The 24,102-nt window shown below is 66.5% G+C and carries 21 protein-coding genes and 1 tRNA gene; 17 read left to right on the top strand and 5 right to left on the bottom strand.

The features are described 5' to 3' along the window. Positions 1 to 380: 380 nt before the first annotated feature. The 7 genes from C2862_RS11645 (at position 381) to C2862_RS11615 (ending at position 10,673) form a co-directional block, all read left to right on the top strand. A complete protein-coding gene (locus C2862_RS11645) occupies positions 381 to 1,040 on the top strand; it encodes an ANTAR domain-containing response regulator (protein ID WP_136220287.1) in 660 nt (219 codons plus the stop codon). After that, complete coding sequence (locus C2862_RS11640) at positions 1,037 to 2,185, top strand: CmpA/NrtA family ABC transporter substrate-binding protein (protein WP_136220286.1); 1,149 nt, start codon at positions 1,037 to 1,039, stop codon at positions 2,183 to 2,185. Before C2862_RS11645 ends, C2862_RS11640 begins: the two co-directional genes overlap by 4 nt. A gap of 365 nt (positions 2,186 to 2,550) precedes the next feature. Beyond that, on the top strand, positions 2,551 to 3,858 hold the full coding sequence (locus C2862_RS11635) for an MFS transporter (protein ID WP_136220285.1): 1,308 nt from the start codon (positions 2,551 to 2,553) through the stop codon (positions 3,856 to 3,858). Positions 3,859 to 3,868: 10 nt separating this feature from the next. Further along, positions 3,869 to 6,394, top strand: a complete 2,526-nt coding sequence (gene nirB, locus C2862_RS11630) for a nitrite reductase large subunit NirB (protein ID WP_136220284.1) — start codon at positions 3,869 to 3,871, stop codon at positions 6,392 to 6,394. A gap of 13 nt (positions 6,395 to 6,407) precedes the next feature. Then, a complete protein-coding gene (gene nirD, locus C2862_RS11625) occupies positions 6,408 to 6,749 on the top strand; it encodes a nitrite reductase small subunit NirD (protein ID WP_136220283.1) in 342 nt (113 codons plus the stop codon). After that, positions 6,746 to 7,972, top strand: coding sequence for an NAD(P)/FAD-dependent oxidoreductase (locus C2862_RS11620; protein ID WP_136220282.1), 1,227 nt, complete (start codon positions 6,746 to 6,748; stop codon positions 7,970 to 7,972). The genes nirD and C2862_RS11620 overlap by 4 nt, the downstream gene beginning before the upstream one ends. A gap of 16 nt (positions 7,973 to 7,988) precedes the next feature. Further along, positions 7,989 to 10,673, top strand: coding sequence for a nitrate reductase (locus tag C2862_RS11615; RefSeq protein WP_136220281.1), 2,685 nt, complete (start codon positions 7,989 to 7,991; stop codon positions 10,671 to 10,673). On the opposite strand, the gene C2862_RS11610 is transcribed toward C2862_RS11615, so the two are convergent. The 3 genes from C2862_RS11610 to C2862_RS11600 all read right to left on the bottom strand — a co-directional run bounded on the left by C2862_RS11610 (position 10,670) and on the right by C2862_RS11600 (position 12,974). Next, positions 10,670 to 11,617 (bottom strand): hypothetical protein, encoded by a 948-nt coding sequence (locus C2862_RS11610; protein WP_136220280.1) that lies wholly within the window; start codon positions 11,615 to 11,617, stop codon positions 10,670 to 10,672. The two genes, C2862_RS11615 and C2862_RS11610, sit on opposite strands and share 4 nt — an antisense overlap. A 3-nt stretch (positions 11,618 to 11,620) precedes the next feature. Further along, on the bottom strand, positions 11,621 to 12,370 hold the full coding sequence (locus C2862_RS11605; RefSeq protein ID WP_136220279.1) for a DUF6345 domain-containing protein: 750 nt from the start codon (positions 12,368 to 12,370) through the stop codon (positions 11,621 to 11,623). 340 nt (positions 12,371 to 12,710) lie between these two features. After that, the gene (locus tag C2862_RS11600) at positions 12,711 to 12,974 is read right to left on the bottom strand and encodes a hypothetical protein (RefSeq protein ID WP_136220278.1); all 264 of its coding nucleotides are present in this window, start codon (positions 12,972 to 12,974) and stop codon (positions 12,711 to 12,713) included. Positions 12,975 to 13,268: 294 nt separating this feature from the next. On the opposite strand from C2862_RS11600, the gene C2862_RS11595 reads away from it, so the two are divergent. Continuing rightward, positions 13,269 to 14,510 (top strand): ROK family transcriptional regulator, encoded by a 1,242-nt coding sequence (locus C2862_RS11595; protein WP_136220277.1) that lies wholly within the window; start codon positions 13,269 to 13,271, stop codon positions 14,508 to 14,510. Between the two features lie 55 nt (positions 14,511 to 14,565). On the opposite strand, the gene C2862_RS11590 is transcribed toward C2862_RS11595, so the two are convergent. Both C2862_RS11590 and ispB read right to left on the bottom strand, forming a co-directional pair. Beyond that, positions 14,566 to 14,642 (bottom strand) — tRNA-Pro (locus C2862_RS11590). A 52-nt stretch (positions 14,643 to 14,694) separates the two neighbouring features. Then, positions 14,695 to 15,681, bottom strand: a complete 987-nt coding sequence (gene ispB / locus C2862_RS11585; RefSeq protein WP_136220276.1) for an octaprenyl diphosphate synthase — start codon at positions 15,679 to 15,681, stop codon at positions 14,695 to 14,697. Positions 15,682 to 15,969: 288 nt separating this feature from the next. Between ispB and rplU the strand changes: the two genes are divergently transcribed. The 9 genes from rplU to C2862_RS11540 all read left to right on the top strand — a co-directional run bounded on the left by rplU (position 15,970) and on the right by C2862_RS11540 (position 24,077). Beyond that, entirely contained in the window at positions 15,970 to 16,281 is a 312-nt protein-coding gene (gene rplU / locus C2862_RS11580; protein WP_136220275.1) for a 50S ribosomal protein L21, read from the top strand. A 40-nt stretch (positions 16,282 to 16,321) separates the two neighbouring features. Further along, positions 16,322 to 16,594: a 50S ribosomal protein L27 gene (gene rpmA / locus C2862_RS11575; RefSeq protein ID WP_136220274.1), complete on the top strand. Its 273-nt coding sequence runs from the start codon at positions 16,322 to 16,324 to the stop codon at positions 16,592 to 16,594. Between the two features lie 106 nt (positions 16,595 to 16,700). Further along, a complete protein-coding gene (gene obgE, locus C2862_RS11570; protein ID WP_136220273.1) occupies positions 16,701 to 17,816 on the top strand; it encodes a GTPase ObgE in 1,116 nt (371 codons plus the stop codon). After that, entirely contained in the window at positions 17,806 to 18,222 is a 417-nt protein-coding gene (locus C2862_RS11565; RefSeq protein WP_136220272.1) for a hypothetical protein, read from the top strand. Before obgE ends, C2862_RS11565 begins: the two co-directional genes overlap by 11 nt. Then, positions 18,219 to 19,337 (top strand): glutamate 5-kinase, encoded by a 1,119-nt coding sequence (gene proB, locus C2862_RS11560; protein ID WP_136220271.1) that lies wholly within the window; start codon positions 18,219 to 18,221, stop codon positions 19,335 to 19,337. The genes C2862_RS11565 and proB overlap by 4 nt, the downstream gene beginning before the upstream one ends. A gap of 8 nt (positions 19,338 to 19,345) precedes the next feature. Continuing rightward, positions 19,346 to 19,717: a nuclear transport factor 2 family protein gene (locus C2862_RS11555; RefSeq protein ID WP_136220270.1), complete on the top strand. Its 372-nt coding sequence runs from the start codon at positions 19,346 to 19,348 to the stop codon at positions 19,715 to 19,717. Positions 19,718 to 19,796: 79 nt separating this feature from the next. Next, positions 19,797 to 21,053, top strand: a complete 1,257-nt coding sequence (locus tag C2862_RS11550) for a serine hydrolase (protein WP_136220269.1) — start codon at positions 19,797 to 19,799, stop codon at positions 21,051 to 21,053. Between the two features lie 247 nt (positions 21,054 to 21,300). Continuing rightward, entirely contained in the window at positions 21,301 to 22,977 is a 1,677-nt protein-coding gene (locus tag C2862_RS11545; RefSeq protein ID WP_136220268.1) for a methyl-accepting chemotaxis protein, read from the top strand. Between the two features lie 134 nt (positions 22,978 to 23,111). Further along, on the top strand, positions 23,112 to 24,077 hold the full coding sequence (locus C2862_RS11540) for an IS1595 family transposase (protein WP_136220267.1): 966 nt from the start codon (positions 23,112 to 23,114) through the stop codon (positions 24,075 to 24,077). Positions 24,078 to 24,102: the final 25 nt, after the last annotated feature.

The following is a 24,102-nucleotide window of genomic DNA, read 5'->3' as shown; positions in this document are numbered from 1 at the left end:
GAAAAAAAGCGCAACCCGCGTATTGACGGGTGCGCCTTCGTTTTTGCGCTGCTGCGCTGCAGCTCAGCCGGCTTGTGCGGCGGACTTCGGTTGACGTGGCAGGAACATGGCGACGCGGGCGACAACGGCGAGCACGGCGAGGCCGACAGGGAGGAATTCGAGTACGGTCATGCTGGAGCTCCTTGGATTGGCTGGTGATGTTGCGTTGCAGTATAAGTGCCTCTCAGAAATAAACGAACTTTTTGTTGATGATCTCGGCGATACGTTCCATGAATATTTAGGCGCAACCAGCTGCGGTAGATATTGATGAGCGAAATATCTCGAGTGCGACTGCGCTGTATGGACGCCGGGCGTGGCCCGCTTCTTGCATCGACAAGGGCATGAAAGCTCCCGATCCCTCCCGCAGCTTGCGCATCGTCGTCGTCCATGGCGGCGACGTGCAGGCGGGCGACGCCGCCCTCGCTGCCCAGGCCTGCCGCAGCGCCGCCCTGCGTGTCGGCCTGCTCGAGTCCGGCTACGACATCGTCGCCTCGCTTCCGCCGGACATCTTCCTGCCCGAGCGCATCGCCCAGCTGCAGCCCGACCTGATCATCGTCGACAGCGAGTCGGACGCGCGCGACGTGCTCGAGCACATCGTGATCGCGACCCGCGAGGAGCGGCGCCCGATCGTGCTCTTCACCGAAGACGACAGCGCGGACACGATGGAAGCGGCGGTGGCGGCCGGCGTCTCGGCCTATATCGTGGCCGGCCTGCGCGCCGAGCGTGTGCGCCCCGTGCTCGACGTGGCGCTGGCGCGTTTCAAGCGCGAGCAGAAACTGCTGGGCGAACTGGCCGACACGCGCCAGAAGCTGGCCGAGCGCAAGCTGATCGACCGCGCCAAGGGCTTGCTGATGGCGCGCCACGGGCTGCTCGAGGACGAAGCCTATGGCCGCTTGCGCAGCCTGGCGATGAACAAGAACATGAGACTGGCCGAGATCGCGCAGCGCATCCTGGACGTCGAGGACTTGCTGGGCGAGCGCCCGGCGAAAGGAGTCAAATGAATATCGCCGGATCGGACCGCCCCGAAACCGAGACATTGCGTATCGGTTTCATGCCCCTGGCCGACTGCGCGCCGCTGGTCATGGCCTCGGTGCTCGGCTTCGACGAGAAGTACGGCATCAAGCTGGTGCTCGAGCGGCAGCAGTCATGGTCGGCCATGCGCGACCGCCTCACAAACGGCGAACTCGATGGTGCGCACGCCCTGTACGGCTTGCTGTACGGCCTGCAGATGGGGATCGGCAGTCCCGCGCGCGACATGGCGGTGCTGATGAACCTGAACCAGAACGGCCAGGCCATCGTGCTCTCGCGCGCCCTGGCGGCGGCCGGCGTGAAGGACGGTGCCGGCCTGGCCGCCCTGATGCGCGAGCAGCCGCGCCGCTACACCTTCGGCCACACCTTCCCGACCGGGAACCACGCCATGTGGCTGTGTTACTGGCTGGCCACGGCCGGCATCGACCCGCTCGCGCACACACGCCTGGTGACCGTGCCGCCGGGCCAGATGGCGGCCAACCTGGAAGCCGGCCATATGGACGGCTTTTGCGCCGGCGAGCCCTGGAGCCGGCGTGCGGTGATGGAAGCGAGCGGTGCGCTGGTCGCGCCCAGCAGCCAGGTCTGGCCCGATCATCCCGGCAAGGCGCTCGGCGCGCGTGCCGACTTCGTCGCCCGCCATCCGAACAGCTGCCGCGCCCTGGTCGCGGCCCTGCTCGACACGGCGCGCTGGCTCGACACCTCCGCCACCAACCGCGAAGCGGCGGCCGAAGTGCTGGCCAGCCCGGCCTACATCCACGCCAAGGTCGACCTGCTGCGCGCCTGCCTGCTGCCGCGGCGCGGCGACTTTCCCGGCCTGCGCTTCTTCGGCGAAGGGGAGGCGACCTTCCCCTGGCTGTCGGATGGGATGTGGTTCCTGACCCAGCAGCGGAGATGGGGGCTGCTGCGCGACGATCCGGATTACCTGGGCGTGGCGTGTGCGGTGAATCAGGTCGAGCTGTACCGCGAGGCGGCGGCGCTGGCGGGCGTGGACGTGCCGGATCGGCTGATGCGCAGCAGTACGCTGATGGATGGCCGGGTGTGGGACGGCAGCGATCCGGTGCGGTATGCGGCGTCGTTCGGGATTCACCAACGTGAACCACACGTCATTAGTGCGTAGGGGTGGGCGAGGCCAATGGCTTCGCCCACGGCTTCACCGGGCGCCCCGTGCCCACCGGTTCTGCGTGCGCTAACACTGCTCGACCATTGGTGGGCACAGGGCGCCCACCCTACATCAGTGCATACGTTTGCATCATTAACGCGCATTGTGCACTGCAATAGAGCACCCACTCGGACCTGAGCGTCCTTCCCGCCCCGCGCCGCTTCTGGCACACCTCTTGCAAACACAGAGGACAGGATCAACGGCGATCCCTTCATTTATTCAGCCGGTCCAATGCAGGACCGGCTCAACCGGACAACGGCGTCCGCCTCCCAGGTGACCACCTCGGGACGCGGACGCCTTTTTGTTTTCAATCGAGGGATACCATGGCCAGCAAAGCGAACAGCATCAACCTACTCGAGTTCCATACGCCCCAGATGCGGGCCTTCCACCTGACCTGGGTCGCCTTCTTCGTCTGCTTCTTCGCCTGGTTCGCCTGCGCGCCGCTGATGCCGGTGATCAAAGGCGAGTTCGGGCTGTCGGTGGCGCAGATCGCGAACATCAATATCGCCGCGGTCGCGATCACGATCCTGGTGCGCCTGCTCGTGGGCCCGCTGTGCGACCGCTACGGTCCGCGCAAGACCTATACCGGGTTGCTGGCCCTCGGCGCGATTCCCGTGCTCGGCGTGGCCTTCGCCCAGAGCTACGAAAGCTTCCTGCTGTTCCGGCTCGGGATCGGCGCGGTGGGCGCGAGCTTCGTCATCACCCAGTACCACACCTCGGTGATGTTCGCGCCCAAGGTCGTCGGCACCGCCAACGCGGCCGCCGCCGGCTGGGGCAATGCGGGCGGCGGGGCGGCGCAGGCGGCGATGCCGCTGCTGCTGGCGGCCCTGCTGATGGCGGGCGTCTCCGAAACCCTGGGCTGGCGCGTCGCGCTGGTCGTCCCTGGCGTGGCGATGCTGGTCATGGCGCTCGTCTATTGGCGCTACACCCAGGACTGCCCGGCCGGTAACTTCAGCGAGCTGCGCGCGGCCGGCCTTCCAGTGGAAAGCGGTGGCAAGGGCGGCTGGGCCAGTTTCAAGGCGGCCTGCCGCAATCACCGCGCCTGGCTGCTGTTCGTCACCTACGGCGCCTGCTTCGGCATCGAGATCTTCATCCACAACATCGCGGCCGTGTATTACGTCGACCATTTCGGCCTGTCCTTGAAGGCGGCAGGCCTGGCGGCCGGCAGCTTCGGCCTGCTGGCGCTGTTCGCCCGGGCGCTGGGCGGCTGGCTCTCGGACCGCAGCGCCGGGCGTGGTGACCTGAACAGCCGCGTCACCGTGCTGTTCGTGCTGATGGTGGGCGAGGGCCTCGGGCTGCTGTGGTTCGCGAATGCCGACGGCGTCGCCTTTGCGCTCGTCGCCATGCTGGTGTTCGGCTTATTTACGCATATGGCCTGTGGCGCCACCTACGCGCTGGTGCCTTTCGTCGCCCCGAACGCCCTGGGCGGCGTGGCCGGCATCGTCGGCGCCGGCGGCAATGTCGGCGCGGTGCTGGCCGGCTTCCTGATGAAAGGGACGGGCGACGTGCGCCAGACCCTGTTCATCCTCGGCGGCCTGGTCGTCGTCGCCAGCCTGTGCGCCCTCGGCGCCCGTTTCAGCAGTACGGCAGTGAACACAGCAGCGAGCGCCGCCGCCGCGGCGCGTGCATGAGGAGAGCAGCATGAACGTCATCGTCATCGGCCACGGCATGGTTGGCCACAAGTTCGTCGAAAGCCTGGCCGGCGCCGCGCCCCATATCCACATCACGGTGCTGGGCGAAGAGCCGCGCCCGGCCTACGACCGCGTCCACCTGTCCGAATTCTTTGCCGGGAAAACGGCGGAGGACCTGTCGCTGGTGGCGCCCGGCTTTTTCGAACGGACCAATCTCGACCTGAAGCTCAACGCCAGGGTGGATGCCATCGACCGCGCCGCGCGCACGGTCACGCTGGCCAGCGGAGAGGTCCTCGCCTATGACAAGCTGGTGCTGGCAACCGGCTCCTCTCCCTTCGTGCCGCCGGTGCCGGGCCGCGAGCGCGCCGACTGCTTCGTGTACCGCACGATCGAGGACCTGGAAGCGATGAAAGAATGCGGTGCGCGCTCCCGCACCGGCGTCGTGGTCGGCGGCGGCCTGCTGGGACTCGAATGCGCAAAAGCCCTGCGCGACCTGGGCCTGGCAGCACACGTGGTCGAGTTCTCACCGCGCCTGATGGCGGTGCAGGTCGACGATCCCGGCGCGCGCGTGCTGCGCGGCCGGATCGAGGAACTCGGCGTCACGGTCCATACCGGCAAGAACACCCTGGCCATCGTCGACGGCGAGGCCGGCACTCACCGCATGCAGTTCGCGGACGGCACCCACCTGGATGCCGACATGATCGTGTTCTCGGCCGGCATTCGCCCGCGCGACGAGCTGGCCCGCGCCTGCGGCCTGGCGCTGGGGCCGCGCGGCGGCGTCGCCATCGACGACGATTGCCTCACTTCCGATCCCGACATCTACGCCGTCGGCGAATGCGCGGCCTGGCGCGGCCAGCTGTTCGGCCTGGTGGCGCCCGGCTACGACATGGCGCGCGGCGCCGCCCGCCACGTGCTGGGCGCGCCGGGCGGTTTCGCGGGTGCGGACCTGAGCACCAAGCTGAAACTGATGGGCGTGGACGTGGCCAGCATCGGCGACGCCCATGGCGCGACAAGCGGCAGCCGCAGCGTGCAGTACCTCGACGAGCGGCGCCAGACCTATAAAAAGCTGGTGGTGAGCGACTGCGGCAAGCGATTGCTGGGCGCGGTGCTGGTGGGCGATGCGGCCGAATATGGCACCCTGCTGCAGATGGCATTGAATGGCATCGACCTGCCGGAGGCGCCCGAAAGCCTGATCCTGCCGCAGGCCAGCGGCGCCGCGAAGAAGGGCCTGGGCGTCGATGCACTGCCGGATACGGCCCAGATCTGCTCCTGCAACGACGTCTCGAAAGGCACGCTGTGCGCCGCGGTGCAGGATGGCGCGACCAGCATCGGCGCACTCAAGAAGTGCACGACGGCCGGCACGGCCTGCGGCGGCTGCGTGCCGCTGGTGACCCAGGTGCTGAACGCCGAACTGGCGAAGCAGGGCGTGACCGTCAGCCGCGCACTGTGCGAACACTTCCCGCACTCGCGCCAGGAACTGCACCACCTGGTGCGGGTCGGCCGCATCAGGAGCTTCGGCGAGCTGCTGGCCAAACACGGCACCGGACTAGGCTGCGACATCTGCAAGCCGGTCGCGGCCAATATCCTGGCCTCGACCTGGAACGATTTCGTTTTAAAACCCGAGCACGCGAGCCTGCAGGATTCGAACGATTACTTCCTCGGGAATATCCAGAAGGACGGCACCTATTCCGTGGTGCCGCGCATGCCGGGCGGGGAAGTCACGGCCGACGGCCTGATCGCGGTCGGCATGATCGCCAAGAAGTACGGCCTGTACACCAAGATCACGGGTGGCCAGCGCGTGGACCTGTTCGGTGCGCGCGTGGACCAGCTGCCGCCGATCTGGGAAGAGCTGATCGCCGCCGGCTTCGAATCGGGCCATGCCTACGGCAAGTCGCTGCGCACCGTGAAATCCTGCGTCGGCTCGACCTGGTGCCGCTATGGCGTGGGCGACAGCGCCGGTTTCGCGATCGCGCTGGAGAACCGCTACAAGGGCTTGCGCACACCGCATAAAGTGAAGTTCGGCGTCTCCGGCTGCACCCGCGAATGCGCGGAGGCCCAGGGCAAGGACGTGGGCCTGATCGCCACCGACAAGGGCTGGAACCTGTACGTCTGCGGTAACGGCGGCATGAAGCCGCGCCACGCCGAACTGATCGCATCGAACCTGGACGAGGCGACGGTGGTGAAGCTGGTCGACCGCTTCCTGATGTTCTATGTGCGCACGGCGGACCGCCTGCAGCGCACCAGCACCTGGCGCGAACACCTCGAAGGCGGCCTGGACTACCTCAAGAGCGTGGTTGTCGACGACAGGCTCGGCATCGGAGAGGAACTGGAAGCCGACATGCAGGCGGTCGTCGACAGCTATGCCTGCGAATGGAAGAACGCGGTCGAGGACCCGGAGGTGCGCAAGCGCTTCCGCCATTTCGTCAACAGCCCGGCACCGGACGACAACGTCGTCTTCATGCCCGAGCGCGGCCAGGTCCGTCCGGCCACCATCGAAGAACGCCGCCGCACGATCCCGATTGCGGTCATCAACTGAGAAGGAGGCTGCCATGCACCGAGATATACAACTGCACAACTGGAATGCGATCTGCGCGGTCGACGAGATCGTCCCCGATACCGGCGTCTGCGCCTTGCTGAACGGGCGCCAGGTCGCCGTGTTCCGGGTCGGCCAGGAGCGCCTGTTCGCGATCGATAACTACGACCCCAATGCGCATGCCGCCGTGCTCTCGCGCGGCCTGGTGGGCAGCATCGGCGAGCGCATCGTGGTCGCTTCGCCCATCTACAAGCATCATTTCGACCTGCAGACGGGCGAGTGCCTGGAAGCCCCCGCGCATTCGGTGAGCAGCTTTCCGGTGCGGATCGAGAACGGCACCGTGTGGGTGGCGGCATGAATATCGGCCGGAAATGCGCCAGGCTGGTCGTGGTCGGTAACGGCATGGCCGGCATGCGCACGGTCGAGGAACTGCTGAAGCTTGCGCCCGAGCTGTACGAGATCACCGTCTTCGGCGCCGAGCCGCACGGGAACTACAACCGCGTGCTGCTTTCTCCGCTGCTGGCCGGCGACAAGCAGGTCGAGGAGATCATGCTGCATCCGCGCGCCTGGTATGCCGAACACGGCATCACCCTGCATGCGGGCGATCCGGTCGTGCGCATCGACCGCAAGCGCCGCGTCGTCATCGCCCGCTCCGGCCTTGAGGCGCCCTACGACCGCCTGCTGCTGGCGACTGGTTCGACGCCGTTCATGCTTCCGGTTCCGGGCAATACGCTACCCGGCGTGGTCGGCTTTCGCGACCTGCAGGACGTCGACACCATGCTGGCCGCGGCGCGCCGGGGAGGGCGTGCGGTCGTCATCGGCGGCGGCCTGCTGGGGCTGGAGGCGGCGCACGCCCTGAAACGGCGCGGCATGGATGTGACCGTCGTGCATGTGGCGGCCAGCCTGATGAACCAGCAGCTCGACGGCGAGGCGGGGCGCTTGCTGAAGGAAACCCTGGAGCGTGCTGGTCTCAGCATCCTGCTCGATGCGCAAACCAGCGCGATCGAAGGAGCGGACAGGGTCGAAGCGGTGCGCTTCGCCGATGGCACGGCGCTGCCGGCCGACCTGGTCGTGATGGCCGCCGGCGTGAGGCCGAACGTAGCCCTCGGACGCGAAGCCGGCCTGCATTGCGAACGCGCCATCGTCGTCGACGACACCCTGCAGACCTACGACCCGCGCATCTATGCGGTAGGCGAATGCGTGCAGCACCGGCGCGCCACCTTCGGCCTGGTGGCGCCAGTGTGGGAACAGGCGCGCGTCTGCGCCGCCCACCTGGCGGGTGCGGGCCACCGCCGCTACGTGCAGGCCGCCACCGCTACCAAGCTGAAGGTCACCGGCATCGACCTGTACTCGGCCGGCGACATCCTCGGCGGCGCCGGCAGCGAAGAGCTGGTGCTGCGCGACCGCACGGCGGGCGTCTATAAACGCCTCGTGCTCGAGGATAACCGCGTCACGGGCGCGGTACTGGTGGGCGACGTCGGCGACGGCCCCTGGTACTTCGACCTGATCCAGCGCGGCGCCGACGTGTCACAACTGCGCGACCGCCTGCTGTTCGGCCAGGCGCTCTGCGCCGCACCATAAGGAAAGAGGAAAGACCATGGACATGTCCCTGCCCGCGCCGACCGTGCGCACCACCTGTCCATACTGCGGCGTCGGCTGCGGCGTGACGGCGACCGTCAAGCCGGGCACGATCCCGATCATCGCCGGCGACGTCGAACACGCTGCCAATAAAGGACGCCTGTGCGTGAAGGGCGCCGCCCTCGGCGAGACGCTCGACCTGGACGGCCGCCTGCTGTATCCGCAGGTGCGCGAGAAGGGTTCCCTGCGCCGCGCCGGCTGGGACGAAGCCCTGGAGCGCGTGGCCACCGGCTTCGCGCGCATCGTCGCCGAGCATGGCCCGGATGCGGTCGCGCTGTATGTCTCCGGCCAGCTGCTGACCGAGGACTACTACGTCGCCAACAAGTTCATGAAGGGCTATGTCGGCAGCGCCAACATCGACACCAATTCGCGCCTGTGCATGTCCTCCAGCGTGGCCGGCCACAAGCGCGCCTTCGGCGAAGACCTGGTGCCGGGCTGCTACGAGGACCTCGAGCTGGCCGACCTGGTCGTGCTGGTCGGCGCCAACGCGGCCTGGTGCCATCCGACCCTGTTCCAGCGCATCCTGAAGGCGAAGGAAGCGCGTCCCGGTCTGCGCATCGTGGCCATCGACCCGCGCCGCACCGCCACCTGCGAGCTGGCCGACCTGCACCTGCCGATCAAGCCGGGCACCGACGTCTGGCTGTTCAACGGCCTGCTCAGCTATCTCGCGCGCCACGGACATACCGATGCTGCCTTCGTGCAGGCCCATACCGAAGGCCTGGAGGGTGCACTCGCGGCGGCCGAGGCGGAGTGCGGCGACCCGGCCCAGGTGGCGCGCATCTGCCGCGTCGACCTCGACAAGCTGCTGGCCTTCTACGAAGCCTTTGCCGCCACCGGCAAGACAGTGACTGCCTGGTCGCAGGGCGTGAACCAGTCCTCCAGCGGCACCGACAAGGTCAACGCCATCATCAACTGCCACCTGCTGACCGGACGCATCGGCCGGCCCGGCATGGGGCCGTTCTCGCTGACCGGCCAGCCGAACGCGATGGGCGGGCGCGAAGTCGGCGGCCTGGCCAACATGCTGGCCGCGCACATGGAGCTCGACAATCCGGCCCAGCGCGAGGCCGTGCGCACGTTCTGGGATGCGCCGCGCATCGCCGACAAGCCGGGCCTGAAGGCGGTCGACCTGTTCCGCGCGCTAGAGGAGGGCACGGTCAAGGCGGTGTGGATCATGGCGACCAACCCGCTGGTCAGCCTGCCCGACGCCGACCAGGTGCGGCGCGCGCTGGACAAGTGCGAACTGGTGGTGGTCAGCGACATCGTGGCCGCGACCGACACCAACCGCTACGCCGACGTCCTGCTGCCGGCCCTGGGCTGGGGCGAAAAGGACGGCACGGTGACCAATTCCGAACGCCGCATCTCGCGCCAGCGCGCCTTCCTGCCGGCGCCGGGCGAGGCGCGTGCCGACTGGCGGGCGCTGTGCGACGTCGCGCAACGCATGGGCTTCAGCGGCTTCGACTACGAGGGGCCACAAGCGATCTTCGACGAGCACGCGCGCCTGTCGGGCTGGCGTAACGATGCACATCATCGGCGCCTGTTCGACATCTCGGGGCTGAGCGGCATGCGCCGCCAGGACTACGACGCGCTCGAACCGGTCCAGTGGCCGCTGCCTCAGGGCGAGCGCGCGGGAACCGAGCGCCTGTTCGCGGACGGCCGCTTCGCCCATGCGAACGGCAAGGCGCGCTTCGTCGCCACGGCACCGCGTGCACCGTTTTACGCCGTCGACGAGGACTTCCCACTGGTCCTGAATACCGGCCGCCTGCGCGACCAGTGGCACACCATGACGCGCACCGGCAAATCGCCGCGCCTGGCGAATCACGCGCCGGAACCGACCGTGGACCTGCATCCGCACGACGCCCTGCTGTGCGGCGTGCGCGAGGGCGAGCTTGCGCGCGTGAGCAGCCGCTGGGGCGCGATGGTGGCGCGCGTCGCACATGGCGGCGGCATCGCGCGCGGCAGCGTGTTCGTGCCGATCCACTGGAACGGCCAGACGGCTTCTGACGCCCGCGTCGGCGCGCTGGTCAATCCGGTGGTCGATCCGGTCTCGGGCGAACCGGAGTTCAAGCACACGCCGGTGCGCGTCGAACCCTTCGTGGTGGAGTGGCAGGCCTTCGTGTTGAGCCGCACGCCGCTGGCCGTGGACGAAGTCGCCAACTGGACGCGGGTGCAGGGGGCGGGCTTCGTGCGCTATGAACTTGGCGGACGCGGCGCCGCGCATGCGCAGTGGGCACGCACCCTGCTGAAGGTCGACGCGGAAGCCGGCTGGATCGAGTACGACGATGCCGGCGCCGGCGTGTACCGCGCCGCCCACCTGGTGGACGGAAGGCTGCAGGCCTGCGTCTTCGTCGCTCGCCATGGCGTGCTGCCGCCGCGCCAGTGGCTGGCCGGCCTGTTCGCGCAGGAGACGCTGGCTGCCGGCGACCGCGCCACCCTGCTGGCGGGACGCGCACCGCTGGCGGGCGCCGACCCGGGCCCGACCGTCTGCTCTTGCTTCGGCGTCGGACGCAATACGATCTGCGCAGCGATCCGCAAGGAAGCGCTGCGCAGTCCCGCCGAGGTGACGGCCTGCCTGAAGGCGGGCGGGAATTGCGGCTCCTGCCTGCCCGAGATCGCCAGGCTGCTGGCGCAGGAAACGGCGCGCTAGCGCAAGCCGTTCTCGCAATGCTTGCCGCCGGCGCCGCGCGCCCGGCCCACCATGGCCTCGGTGCCGAACAGCGGCAGGTCAAGATAGCTGCGCTCGGTGGCCGGCACCGCGAAGACATAGGCTTGCGTTTCGAGCCGGTGGCGGAGCACGATCTGCGCCACGAACACCGGAGCCAGCACGCGCTGCGACGTGCGCTTGCCCAGGTCCAGGTAGCCGAAGCGCATCGTCTGCGAGGCGACGACATCGCCCGGCAGCCGCTCCTTCGCGTTACCCAGCACGCTCGCCAGGTTGGCGGCCACCTGGCGCGCGGCCGTTTCGGGTGCGATGATGGCGGTGCTATCGAGTTTCTCTGCCACCCCCGGCCGGATGTGCACGGCCAATGCCTCGGTCGCACCATTGCCGGAGAGCGTCAGTGCGACCGAGGCCGCGCCCAGCACCGGGATGCCGCCGATGAGATGGCGCCAGGCGCCGGTGGCCCGGAACAGCACCGGTTCGGCGATGCGCTCGTTGCGGTCCGCGCCCTGGCCCTTCGATTGGAACAGGCGTTCGAACTGCAGGCTGCCGCTGTCGCCGGCCCATTCCTGCAACCGCAGGCGTTGCGCCGCTTCGGTCACGATCCGCGTCAGCACGGCGCGTTCTTCGACCCGCGCGAACGGCGATTCGAAGGGCGAGCCCGCCGCCTTGAACTGCAGCGCGCCGGAGGCGTGGTAGACGACCGCGCGGGCGCCGTTCGCCAGCTGTACCAGCGTACGGTCGTCGCGGGTGGCGAAATTGGCGCGGTCGTGCGCGCACTCGGTCGCCTCTTCGACCAGCGCGAGGAAACGGCTGGCACGCGCCCGCACGTCGTCCAGGGTGAAGGGGCGTAGCGCCAGGACGTCGGCGCGGTTGGGGAGCCGGTCCGCGCAGGCCGCGGCCAGGCTGTCGATCAGGATTTGCTCGTTCATGGCTCAGCCCTCCGTCCAGTACCACAGGATGCAGGCCTGCTGGGCCGGCGCCAGGTCGGCATCGACATTGCCGTGTCCCCACAGGTGGTCGCGATTCAGGTACGACAAATCCCAGCGAATATTCCCGTTGTTCCAGGTTGCGGCATTGCCCACGCAGACGGTGATGGGGTGGTTGTCCACCCACCAGTCCGAGACGCCGTCATGCCAGGCCTGGCAGACCGTGTCGCCGTCGGTGAGGTTGTCGGCGACGTCCTCGCCGCATTCGTCGGTCGTGACGCCGTCCCACATGGTTTCCCATGCGCCGCAGTAGATGTGCATGCGGGCGAAGATGTTCCACAGGCCGCTGACGCGGTTGCGGTCCACGGTCTCGCAGGAATAGGCCATCACCCATTCGTTGTTCCAGTCCTCGCCCAGCTGCCAGCGGTTCGAGTAGGTGCGCCACTCGCTGTGCGGGGTATCGTAGAGCATGCGCGCGCGGCCGTCGGCCTCGTGTCCGCCGTGCGTTTCGAGCCAGAACAAATCGACGTCGTCGACCCAGCTGCGGTCGTCGCCGCCCTGGTCGACATCGCGGATGTCGGTTTCCCAGCAATCCGTATTGGCCCAATAGAATGCGCGCACGTGGCCGGCTGCACGCAGCTTGCTGTCGAATCCGTTACTTCGATTGAATGTATAGGTCAGATCTCCTGCCGTGCTCACGCCAGCGGCGCGCGCATGACTGAAGTATCGGATCGCCTCGACTCCGAACCTTGCCATGACAACCTCCTGTTGATCGGTCGATGTGCGCCGGGAAATCGCAAGGAGCAGGGAAGGATCCCTGGTGCGCGGCGCAGCAGTGACCACAGTAGCGGTCCGTTTTGGAGCGAGGTCTGCCGTAGATCACGGGCGCTCGGTGGCGGCAGCGTGGTATTCGACGCGGCGCAGGCGGGGCGTGTTGGCAGGGAAATGCTTGAGAGGGAGGAAGTGCGGCCCGGGCGTGGCGGGCGCCGACGGCCCGGGCGAAGGAGGGAGGTTTGCGACCGGCTGCCACTTGGGGTGGCGAAAGCCGAGCGCGCGCTGTTACCTAATACTTACTGCTACTGCTACTGCTTGCTGCTTAGCGGTTCGCCAGCCAGCGCAGTTCCGCTGCCAGGTTAGGCGAGTGCTTTTCGGCGTCGGCTGCCATGGCGAACAGCTCGGCACGGCCCTGGCGTTCGGCGACGGCGTAGGAGGCCTTGGCGGCGCGTTCCTTGCGCGCGGCGAGCCAGCCGCCGTGGGCGACGAAGAGCTGTTCCGAGAAGCTGCGGATCGTCGCGAACAGGCCGGTGGATTGGTGGCGCAGACCGTCTTCCTGCGCCTGGGTGATCGTTGCTGCGTTCATGTTTGGCTCCAAGGTAAATACTGTGATGTTGCGGTGCAGTATAAATTCCTTGGGGCTATAAATATACTTTCAGTTCGTGATGTCCGCGATAATGTAGGCTTATGTTTGTCGAGCTGATAAGCCAGCCCTGCCGGGGCACTTCCAATGTGACCAGTTTCTCTTGCATGCGCTGTTCGTTTTTGTTGCGCTGCGGTGTAGAAAAAGAAAAACTTGGTACGAAGTTAATAAATCACATTGATTTATTTATTATTGAAATTTATACTCGATGTCTTTTCGCCACGTTTTGTCCTTCGCATGCATACCTTTGCCCGTCCAACTTCCTTCGTCGACCCCGCCACGCCACGTCTGCCGGGCTCGAACCAGCTGGGCATGCGCGAGTTCAACGAACGCGTGGTCCTGCATGCGATCCGCCTGCATGGCAGCCTGCCGAAGGCCGAACTGGCGCGGCTGACCAACCTGAGCACGCAGACAGTATCGGTAATCATCAACCGCTTGCTGGAAGAGGGCTTCGTGGTCAAGCGCGATTCCCTGCGCGGCCGGGTAGGCCAGCCCTCGCAGCCGATTGCCCTGAATCCGGACGGCGCCTTTGCGATCGGCGTACAGATCGGGCGCCGCAACCTGGATGTCGCCCTGATCGATTTCACCGGGGCGCCGCGCTACCGCAAGTCCATCGTCTACGGCGCGCCTTCGGTCGACGCCGTGTTCGGCGAGATCGGCGAGCACCTGGAGCGCATCGCCGACCAGCTTGGCGCCGAGAAGGCGCAGCGTGTGAGCGGCATCGGCCTGGCCGCGCCGCTGGCCTTCGGTGGCTGGCGCGAACTGGTGGGCCTGTCGCCGCAGGATGCCGATGCCTGGACCCGCACCAATATGCGTGAGCGCCTGCAGGCCATGACCCGGCTGCCGGTCGCCTTTGCCAAGGACACGGCGGCCGCCTGCGTCGCCGAACTGGTGGCCGGGCGCGGACGCCACCTGAAGAACTACCTGTACGTTTACATCGATACCCTGATCGGCGGCGGCCTGGTCCTGAACGGCCAGCCGCATGCCGGCGTCTACGGCAATGCGGGCGCGATCGGTTCGATGCCGCTGGGGGTGGCCGATGATGTGCGTCCGGGCGGCGCGCAGCAATTGCTGGCCTGCGCCTCGCTGGCCACGCTCGATGACATGCTGGCGGCCGTGGGCCTGGACAGGCTGCCGGCCGGCGATGCGCGCCTGCTGCAGGCGCCCTGGGCCCCGGTCACGGCGCGCTGGCTGGAGGAAGCGGCGCGCGCGATCGCCTTTGCCGTCAACGGCTCGTCCTGCCTGCTCGACCTGGGCGGCGTGATCGTCGACGGCGCGTTTGGTGCACCGCTGCTGGACAAGCTGGTCGATGCAATCCACACGGCGCTGGGCCAGTACAGCTGGCAGGGCATCATGCGCCCCGACATCATTCCCGGCGCCATCGGGCGCGATGCGAAGGTGATCGGAGCGGCTTACCTGCCGCTGCACGCGAATTTCGCGCCGGGACACGAGTCCTTGCTGAAGCAGGGGAGGGGATGAACGCCGTCCCGACATGCAAAAAGCCCGCTTCGAGAAGCGGGCTTTTTTGTATTCGTGGTCGGGGTGAGAGGATTCGAACCTCCGGCCTCTACGTCCCGAACGTAGCGCTCTACCGGGCTAAGCTACACCCCGACGGTTTGAGACGCCAAGATAGGCGTCTCGGGAAGCATTACTATAATTTTGCTCAATGGTTCCTGTCAACAGCGAAACGGCACAGCTGGAGCAGGCTTTCCTTGTAGAGGCTGTCGGGCAGATCGGCGATCGATTCAGCGGCGCGGCGCGCTGCCGTTTCGGCTTCGCGGCGGGTGTAATCGAGGGCGCCGCTGGAGGTGACGGCGGCCAGCACGGCGTCGAAATGCTGCTCGTCGCCCTGCTCGATACAGCTGCGCACCAGCTCGCGCTGCTCGGGCGTGCCGTGTTCCATCAGGTAGATCAGGGGCAGGGTGGGTTTGCCTTCGCGCAGGTCGTCGCCGACGTTCTTGCCGATCTCGGTGGCGTCGCCGGCGTAATCGAGCACGTCGTCGATCAGCTGGAAAGCAGTACCTAAAGAGCGCCCGTATTCGCCGGCCGCGGCCACTTGCGCGCTGCTGGCGCCGGCCACCAGGGCGCCGAGTTCGGCGGCCGCCTCGAACAGCTTGGCGGTCTTCGAGCGGATCACTTTAAGGTAGCTCTCGTGGGTCACGTCCGGATCGTGCATGTTCAGCAGCTGCAGCACTTCGCCTTCGGCGATCACGTTGGTCGCGTCCGACAGGATCTGCATGACGCGCATGTTTTCCAGGCTCACCATCATCTGGAAGGAACGCGAATACAGGAAGTCGCCGACCAGCACCGAAGCGGCATTGCCAAACAGCGCATTCGCCGTCTGGCGCCCGCGGCGCATCGAGGATTCGTCGACGACGTCGTCATGCAGCAAGGTGGCGGTGTGGATGAATTCGACGACGGCTGCCAGTTCGTGGTGCGCCGTGCCCTTGTAACCGTAGGCGTTGGCCAGCAGCAGCACCAGCACAGGGCGGATACGCTTGCCGCCGGCGCTGATGATGTACTCGGCGATCTGGTTAACCAGGCTCACTTCCGAATGCAGGCGCTGGCGGATCACCGTGTTGACCGCATCCATGTCGGCGGCGATCGATTGGGTGATGGTGTTCTGGGCGTGAGGGGTAGCGGCGGACAAGGCGAACCTGCGTTATGTGCGTTGAATGTGCGAGAGTGCGGCGATTATACGACATGCAAGCATGAGCCGTGCCATTTGGCCAAGTTTGCGCGTGTCCGCCCGCGCTTTGCGCCTTCGGGGCGGCGTTGCCGGGATGCCACGCCCGTGTGGCGGCCATCCCGGCTTTTGACGCAACAGAATCATCCGTGTATAATTCCCTGTTCCCCGGCACCAGAGAAGCGCAGCGCGGTCATTGACCCGGTCGCCGCCGCAGGGATTTTTAATTAACAATTGATGAGGTTTTCAATCATGTACGCGGTCATAAAAACCGGTGGCAAGCAATACAAAGTTGTCGCTGGCGAAAAACTTAAAGTAGAACAGATACCGGCAGACATTGGTTCCGAACTCTCCATCGATCAGGTCCTCGCCGTTGGCGCGGGCGAGAGCATCAAGTTTGGTGCTCCTCTGGTCGAAGGCGCGACGGTGCTGGTGAAGGTCGTTTCCCATGGTCGCCACGACAAGGTCCGCATTTTCAAGATGCGCCGTCGTAAGCACTACCAGAAGCGTCAGGGCCACCGCCAGAACTTCACCGAGATCGAAGTCGTTTCGATCAACGGCTAATTGCCCCGGTCTATTTAAACAGTCATCAAGGAGTAACTAAATGGCACACAAAAAAGGCGGCGGCACTACCCGTAACGGCCGCGACTCAGAAAGCAAACGCCTCGGCGTCAAAGTGTACGGCGGCCAGGCGATCAACGCCGGCGGCATCATCGTGCGTCAGCGCGGCACCCAGGTTCGTCCTGGCGTGAACGTCGGTCTGGGCAAGGATCACACCCTGTTCGCCCTGGTCAACGGCACCGTGAAATTCGTCAAGCAAGGCGTGGGCTCGAAGCAGTTCGTGACCGTCGTTGCCAACGAAGCAGTCGCTGCTTAAATCAAGCATGCAAGCGCCGCCCCGAGCGGCGCATCTTGTAAGGCGCAAGCCTTCCATCGAAAGGCTCTGCTTAATGTAGAGCCTTTTAGTTTTTTGGCGGTCAAAAATGAAGTTTATCGACGAAGCACGAATTGATGTCATTGCTGGCGACGGCGGCAACGGGTGCGCCTCGTTCCTGCGCGAGAAGTTCCGCCCCTTCGGCGGTCCGGACGGCGGCGACGGCGGCAAGGGCGGCTCGATCTGGGCGGTGGCGGACCGTAACATCAACACCCTGGTGGACTTCCGCTATTCGAAGACCCATACGGCGCGCAATGGCGAGCCGGGCCGCGGCTCGGACTGCTACGGCAAGGGCGCGGACGACGTCACCCTGCGCATGCCGGTCGGCACCCTGATCATCGATAACGACAACGGCGAGATCATCGCCGACCTGACCGAACACGGCCAGACCGAACTGCTCGCCAAGGGCGGCGAGGGCGGCTGGGGCAACATCCACTTCAAGACCTCGACCAACCGCGCACCGCGCCAGAAGACCGACGGCAAGCCGGGCGAGCGCCGCACGCTGCGCCTCGAGCTGAAGGTGCTGGCCGACGTGGGCCTGCTGGGCATGCCGAATGCGGGCAAGTCGACCTTCATTACGGCCGTCTCGAACGCCAAGCCGAAGATCGCAGACTACCCGTTCACGACCCTGCATCCGAACCTCGGCGTGGTGCGCGTATCGCACGCGAAGAGTTTCGTCATCGCCGACATCCCGGGCCTGATCGAAGGCGCGGCCGAAGGCGCGGGTCTCGGCCACCAGTTCCTGCGCCACCTGGCGCGTACCGGCCTGCTGCTGCACATCGTCGACCTCGCACCATTCGAGGAAACCGTCGATCCGGTCAAGGAAGCCAAGGCCCTGATCAAGGAACTCGAGAAGTACGACGAAGACCTGCTGAACAAGCCGCGCTGGCTCGTGCTCAACAAGCTCGACATGGTGCCGGAAGAAGAGCGCAAGAAGAAAGTAAAAGACTTCCTCAAGAAGATGGCCTGGAAAGGCCCGGTCTTCGAGATCTCGGCCCTCAGCCGCGAAGGCTGCCAGGACCTGATCAATGCGATCTACCTGCACCTGGAAGAGAAACGCGGTGCCGAAGTACGCGCCGACGAGACCACCCAGATGACCGAAGAAGCACGCGGCATCGTCTCGATCGATCCGGACGATCCACGCTTCAAGATCCTTGAAGACTAAGCGTCCGGCACTCACCAGGGCCTGGGCCCGCGGCCAGCTGCTGCAGCTGGTCGCCACCGCCAGTTCGCTGGCGGCGCTCGTTGCGCTGCTCGACCCGGACCGGGTCGCCACCGCAATGGGCCTGTTTCTCGTTGGCGTGAACGGCTACAGCCAGTTCTACGCCATCTATGTCGGAGTCCGTCTCGCCACCGCGGGACTGGCTGTGCTGGCGGCAAGGCGGGGCGACCAGCCCATCCTCGGCGATCTCGTAGCATTGTTCCTGCTCGCCCAGCCGGCCGGGCGCCTGGTCGCGGCCTTCGCGATCGGCCTGCCGCATGGGTCCTTGTTCGTCGTCAGCGGGATCGAGTTGCTGGCAGGGCTGGCCCTGCTGGCCTTGCGCCCCAGGGAAAAAAGACTCTCGCCATGAATTCAGTCATCCAGACCGCCGGCCGCATCATCGTCAAGGTCGGCTCCTCGCTCGTCACCAACGAAGGCCGCGGCCTCGATCACCACGCCATCGCGCGCTGGGCCACCCAGATCGCGGCCCTGCGCGGCCTCGGCAAGGAAGTCGTGCTGGTCAGCTCCGGCGCGATCGCCGAAGGCATGCTGCGCCTCGGTTTCGCTACGCGTCCGCACGACATCCACGAGCTGCAGGCCTGCGCCGCCGTCGGCCAGATGGGCCTCGCCCAGATCTACGAGACCAGTTTTAAAGCACACGGCGTCAAGACCGCCCAGGTGCTGCTCACGCACGCCGACCTGGCCGACCGCGAGCGCTACCTGAACGCGCGCGCGACGCTCACGACCTTGCTCCGCCTGGGCGTGGTCCCGATCATCAACGAGAACGATACCGTCGTCACCGACGAGATCAAGTTCGGCGACAACGACACCCTGGGCGCCCTGGTCGCCAACCTGATCGAAGCCGATGCCCTGGTGATCCTGACCGACCAGCGCGGCCTGTATTCCGCCGATCCGCGCAAGGACCCAAGCGCCACCCTGATCGAACGCGCCCAGGCCGGCGACGCCAGCCTGGAAGCGATGGCCGGCGGCGCCGGCAGCAATATCGGCAGCGGCGGCATGCTGACCAAGGTGCTGGCCGCGCGCCGCGCCGCGCGTTCGGGCGCCCACACCGTGATCGCCTGGGGCCGCGAACCCGAGGTGCTGACGCGTCTGGCCGGCGGCGAATCGATCGGCACCGAACTGCAGGCGCCCACCACGCGGCTGACCGCACGCCGCCAGTGGATGGTCGACCATCTGCACACGTCCGGTGAAGTGGTGCTGGACGCCGGCGCCGTGCAAAAACTCACGCGCGAAGGCAAGTCCCTGCTGCCGATCGGCGTCATCGCCGTCAAGGGCGAATTCGGGCGCGGCCAGGTGATCACCTGCGTCAGCGAAGCCGGCCAACCAATCGCGCGCGGCCTGACCAGCTACACCAGCAGCGAAGTGCGCCGCATCATGCGCCACTCTTCGCACGAGATCGAAGCCATCCTCGGCTACATCGAAGGGCCGGAACTGGTCCACCGCGACAACCTAGTCCTCCTCTGAAAGCACGCATGTCCCACCCTGATCCGGCCGCCGTCGTCCAGGCCCAGTTAGACGCCTACAACGCCAAAGACATCGACGCCCTGATGGCGACCTATGCGCCGGATGCCCGGCAGTTCACGCTGCACGGCCCGCTACTGGCCGAAGGCATCGATGCGATCCGTCCGCGCTATGTGACGCGCTTTGCCGAGCCCGACCTGCACGCGCGCCTGCTCAGCCGCACGGTGCTGGGCAACTTCGTCACCGACCTCGAAGTCGTGACGCGCAACTTCCCGGAAGGGAAGGGCAGCGTCGAGATGCTGTGCATCTACGAGGTGGTCGACGGCCGCATCGCGCGCGCTTCCTTTGCCACCGGCGCCACCACGCTGTTCGCCGCTGCCTGAACGAAGCGGTCCAGTTGTTGCCTGAGGGATAACTTCATGGCAACATGTCCGGTATTTCCAATCGGACAAGGACCGCCGCATGCCCTACGCACGATCTCTCGCATTGTTGCTGCTATGGGCAGCGGGCGGCGCATGCGCCGCCACCGCGCCCGATGAAGACAAACTCGGCAAGCCGCTGGGCTACCCGGTCGGCACGGCAAAAAACTGGTTCTACGACGAGTCGGTGCGGGTCGGGTCCTTTACCGCCCAGGGCGAGATTCCCGGTATCTTCGGCGGCAAGGCCAACGTCCTTGCGGCCAGCAGCGCGCCGATGCCGCTGCCGCGCCTGGAGCAGGAGCCGCCGATCCGCTGGACGCTCGACATGCGCCGCAAGCTGAGCATCGACGACTATCTGGCGCGCCAGCGCATCATGGGCCTCCTGATCATCAAGGACGGCGTCATCCAGGTCGAACGCTACCAGTATGAGCGCACGGCGCAGCAGCGCTTCGTCTCGAATTCCATGGCCAAGTCGCTTGTCTCGCTGGCCGTGGGCATCGCGCTGGGAGAGGGCAAGATCGCCTCGCTCGACGACCGCGCCGACAAGTACGCGCCGGCCTTGGGCGGCACCCTGTATGGCGACACCACGATCCGCAACCTGCTGCGCATGTCCTCGGGCGCCCATTTCGAGGAGCGCTACGACGGCAAGGACGACATCGAGCGCTGGGCGCGCGCGGTGATCGCGGGCGGGGTCGAGCAGGCGGCCAGGGTGATCACGGTGCGCGATGCGCCGCAGGGCACGCGCTTTTCCTACGCCAGCGCCGAAACGGAAGTGCTGGCGGCGGTGCTGCGCGGTGCGACCGGCGGCAACCTGAGCGACTACCTGGGTACGCGCCTGTGGCAGGCGATCGGCGCCGAGACGCCGGCCTTGTGGCGTGCCGACCGGACCGGCCTGGAACGCGCGGCCGGCAACTTCAATGCCACGCTGCGCGACTACGGACGCCTGGGCGTGGTGCTGGCCAACGACGGCGCGCGTCCCGACGATCCGTCGCATACGCAAGTCATTCCGAACGGCTACCTGATGGAGGCCACCGACTGGCGCCGGGCGCCGCCGGCTTTCCGGCCCCTGGAAGCGACGCCTTACTACGGCTATGGTTACCAGTTCTGGACCTTCCCAAGCGAGAAGCGGCGCTTCGCACTGCTCGGCGTGTACGGGCAGATGATCGTGGTCGATCCGCAATTAAAACTGGTCATGGTGCAGACCGCCGCGAACGCCACGGCCAAGGCAGGCGGGACTTCGCTGGGCAAGGAAGCCGACGCCTTCTGGCGCGGCGTGGTCGAACACTATGGCAAGTGGTAGGAAGGCCACGAATACCACCTTGCCAGGCTGTCCAGAGCCTTTGTGCGAATGCGCATACCGTTCAAATAACTGTGTTGCGACGGGTTCACACCGGGAGCGCCGATCACAGCCACCGCGGGTCATTTAGTTGCCGCACGGATACACTAAACGTTAGACTGGGTGTCACATGCCGCATGCATGCGCCCTGCCATGCGGGCGCTGCAATGCTGGCGGCCGCCCGGTCGCCGTGGTGAATCCAGGAATTTTCATGAAACTCAGCCGTAAACTCCCCCTTTGCTTTGCCGCCGTCGCGCTCGTCGTAGCGTGCGCAGGATTCTTCGGCCTCTATGAGCTGAACAGCTCGATCACGACCTATGGCGGTGCCGTCACCGACTACAGCCAGGCGCAGGGCGTCGCGACCCTGCAGTCGGGCTTCAAGACCCAGGTCCAGGAATGGAAGAACACCCTGCTACGCGGCAAGGACGATGAACAGCGCGCCAAATACTGGCAAGCCTTCCAGGAAGGCGAACGCAAGGTGGCCGAGCAGGCGGGCAAGCTGATCACATCGCTGCCGGCGGGCAAAGAGCGCACGCTGCTCGAGCAGTTTGCGCAAGCCCATACCCGGATGGGCCAGGACTTCCGTACCGGCTACGCGCAGTTCGAGGCCGCAGGCTTCGATCCTGCCGCCGGCGACGCCGCCGTCAAGGGCCAGGACCGCGCGCCCTCCGAACTGCTGGTGCAGGCGTCAGACCAGATCGTCGCGCAAACCGAGCACGATGTGGCCGCGGCGGAAGCCGGCAGCCGGCGTGCAACCTTCCTCAGCCTGCTCGCCATGGTGCTCGGCTCTGCCGCCGCGATCGTGGCCGGCATCGTCGTTTCGCGTTCGATCGTGCGTCCGCTGGACCGCGCCGTCGCGGTGGCCAAGACGGTTGCCGCCGGCGACCTGCGCACCCACATCGAGGTGAGCTCGAACGACGAAACCGGCCAGCTGCTGGCCGCGTTGCGCGACATGAACGCCAGTCTGAAGCAGATCGTCACGAAGGTGCGCAGCGGCGCCGAGACGATTGCCCTGGCGTCCGACGAAATCGCCCAGGGCAACATGGACCTCTCCTCGCGCACCGAGCAGCAGGCCGGCGCGCTGGAAGAAACGGCGTCCTCGATGGAAGAACTGACCTCGACCGTGAAGCAGAATGCCGACAATGCGCGCCAGGCGCGGCAACTGGCGGTGAGCGCCTGCGACGTCGCCGTCAAGGGCGGCGACATCGTCGAGCGCGCGGTCGGCACCATGGCCGCGATCAGCGAGTCGTCGAAGCAGATCGCCGACATCATCGGCGTCATCGACGGCATCGCCTTCCAGACCAATATCCTGGCCTTGAACGCGGCCGTGGAAGCGGCGCGTGCCGGCGAGCAAGGCCGCGGCTTCGCCGTCGTCGCTTCGGAAGTGCGCAGCCTGGCCCAGCGCTCGGCCGTCGCGGCCAAGGAAATCAAGAGCCTGATCGGCGCCTCCACCGAACGCGTGGAGGCGGGCAGCGCGCTGGTCGGCGAAGCGGGCGCCACCATGACCGACATCGTCGCCAGCGTGAAGCGCGTGATGGACGTGATGGCCGAGATCAGCGCAGCCACCACCGAGCAGGGCGCCGGCATCGAGCAGATCAACATCGCCGTCACCGAGATGGACACCGTCACCCAGCAGAACGCGGCGCTGGTCGAGGAAGCGGCGGCGGCGGCCGAGGCGCTGCGCGAGCAGACCGTGGCGCTGAACGGCGTGGTCGGCGTATTCAAGCTCGACGGCGATGCTGCCCCGGCCGCCGCCAACGATGCGCCGGCGGGACCGGCCATCGGCGTGGCGCCGGTGCGCGCACTGCCGGCAGCGGGCCTGCGTGCCCCATCGAGGCCTGTCGCACAGCGTGTCGCAGCAGGCGCCGGCGACTGGGAAGCGTTCTAAGTAAAGTTTTTTGCCTTGACAGCCCGCGCCGGCGCCATGCCGCGCGGGCTTTTTTTATGGCGCTGTTCACGTTAGGTATGGAATCTTCTTGAACGGCTGAGGTCAAATCCAGACTTCACCCGACGGAGGTTCGCATGCAAGCACGCAAGTTCGAGCACTTTCTGACGCAGCTGGCAGCGCTCACCTTGCGTCAGCGGCAACGCTTGCTCAGTCTCTTGCTTCCGGAGATAAAGCGGGACCAGGCCGTCGAGGTAATCGAACAGCACACCGCCGGGCGGCTCGTGTGTCCCGGCTGTGGCGCGCGCGATTTTCACAAGCACGGCCGCGCGCACGGCCTGCAGCGCTACCGCTGCCGCAATTGCGGACGCACCTGTAACGGGCTGAGCGGCACACCCTTGGCGCGCCTGCGCCACAAGGACCGCTGGCTCGATTACCTGGGCGAGATGCTCGATTCGCACAGCATCCGCCGCGCCGCCGAGCAACTGGGCGTGGCCGGCGCAACCAGCTTTCGCTGGCGCCACCGGTTTCTCGCCTTGAGCACGCAGGACCGTCCCGACCGCTTGGGAGGCATCGCCGAGGCGGACGAGATGTATGTGCTGGAATCCCGGAAAGGCTCACGCTCGCTCGATCGCCCTGCACGCAAGCGCGGCGGGAAAGCGACAAAACGCGGCATCTCGAACGAGCAGATGTGCATCCTGGTCGCCCGCGACCGCAGCGGCCAGACGCTCGACTGGGTACCCGGCAAAGGCCCGGTGACGCGCCGGCAGTTGCACGAACACCTGAAAACCCGGCTGGAACCGGACGTGCTGCTGGTCACGGATAGTCACGCGGCCTATCGCCATTTCGCACGAGAAGCGGGCATCACACATGAAGCAGTGAATCTGCAAGCCGGCGTGCGGGTGCGCGGCGCCATCCATGTGCAGAACGTGAACGCCTATCACAGCCGCCTGCGCGGTTGGCTCCAGCCTTTCCGGGGCGTGGCCAGCCGTTACCTGACCAACTACCTCGGCTGGCGCTGGGCACTCGATGGTGGACGCATCAAGGCGCCGGAAGGACTGCTGCGGATGGCGCTGGGGCGTCAGGCGGCTTTCCACACTTAACGCGAACAGCGCCTTTTTTATGCCA

Origin of the sequence: Massilia sp. Mn16-1_5, from assembly GCF_004798585.1 — a bacterium.
Classification (GTDB): domain Bacteria; phylum Pseudomonadota; class Gammaproteobacteria; order Burkholderiales; family Burkholderiaceae_D; genus Telluria.
Note: the sequence above shows the minus strand (reverse complement) of the source record. Positions and strands in the feature narration are given on the sequence as shown.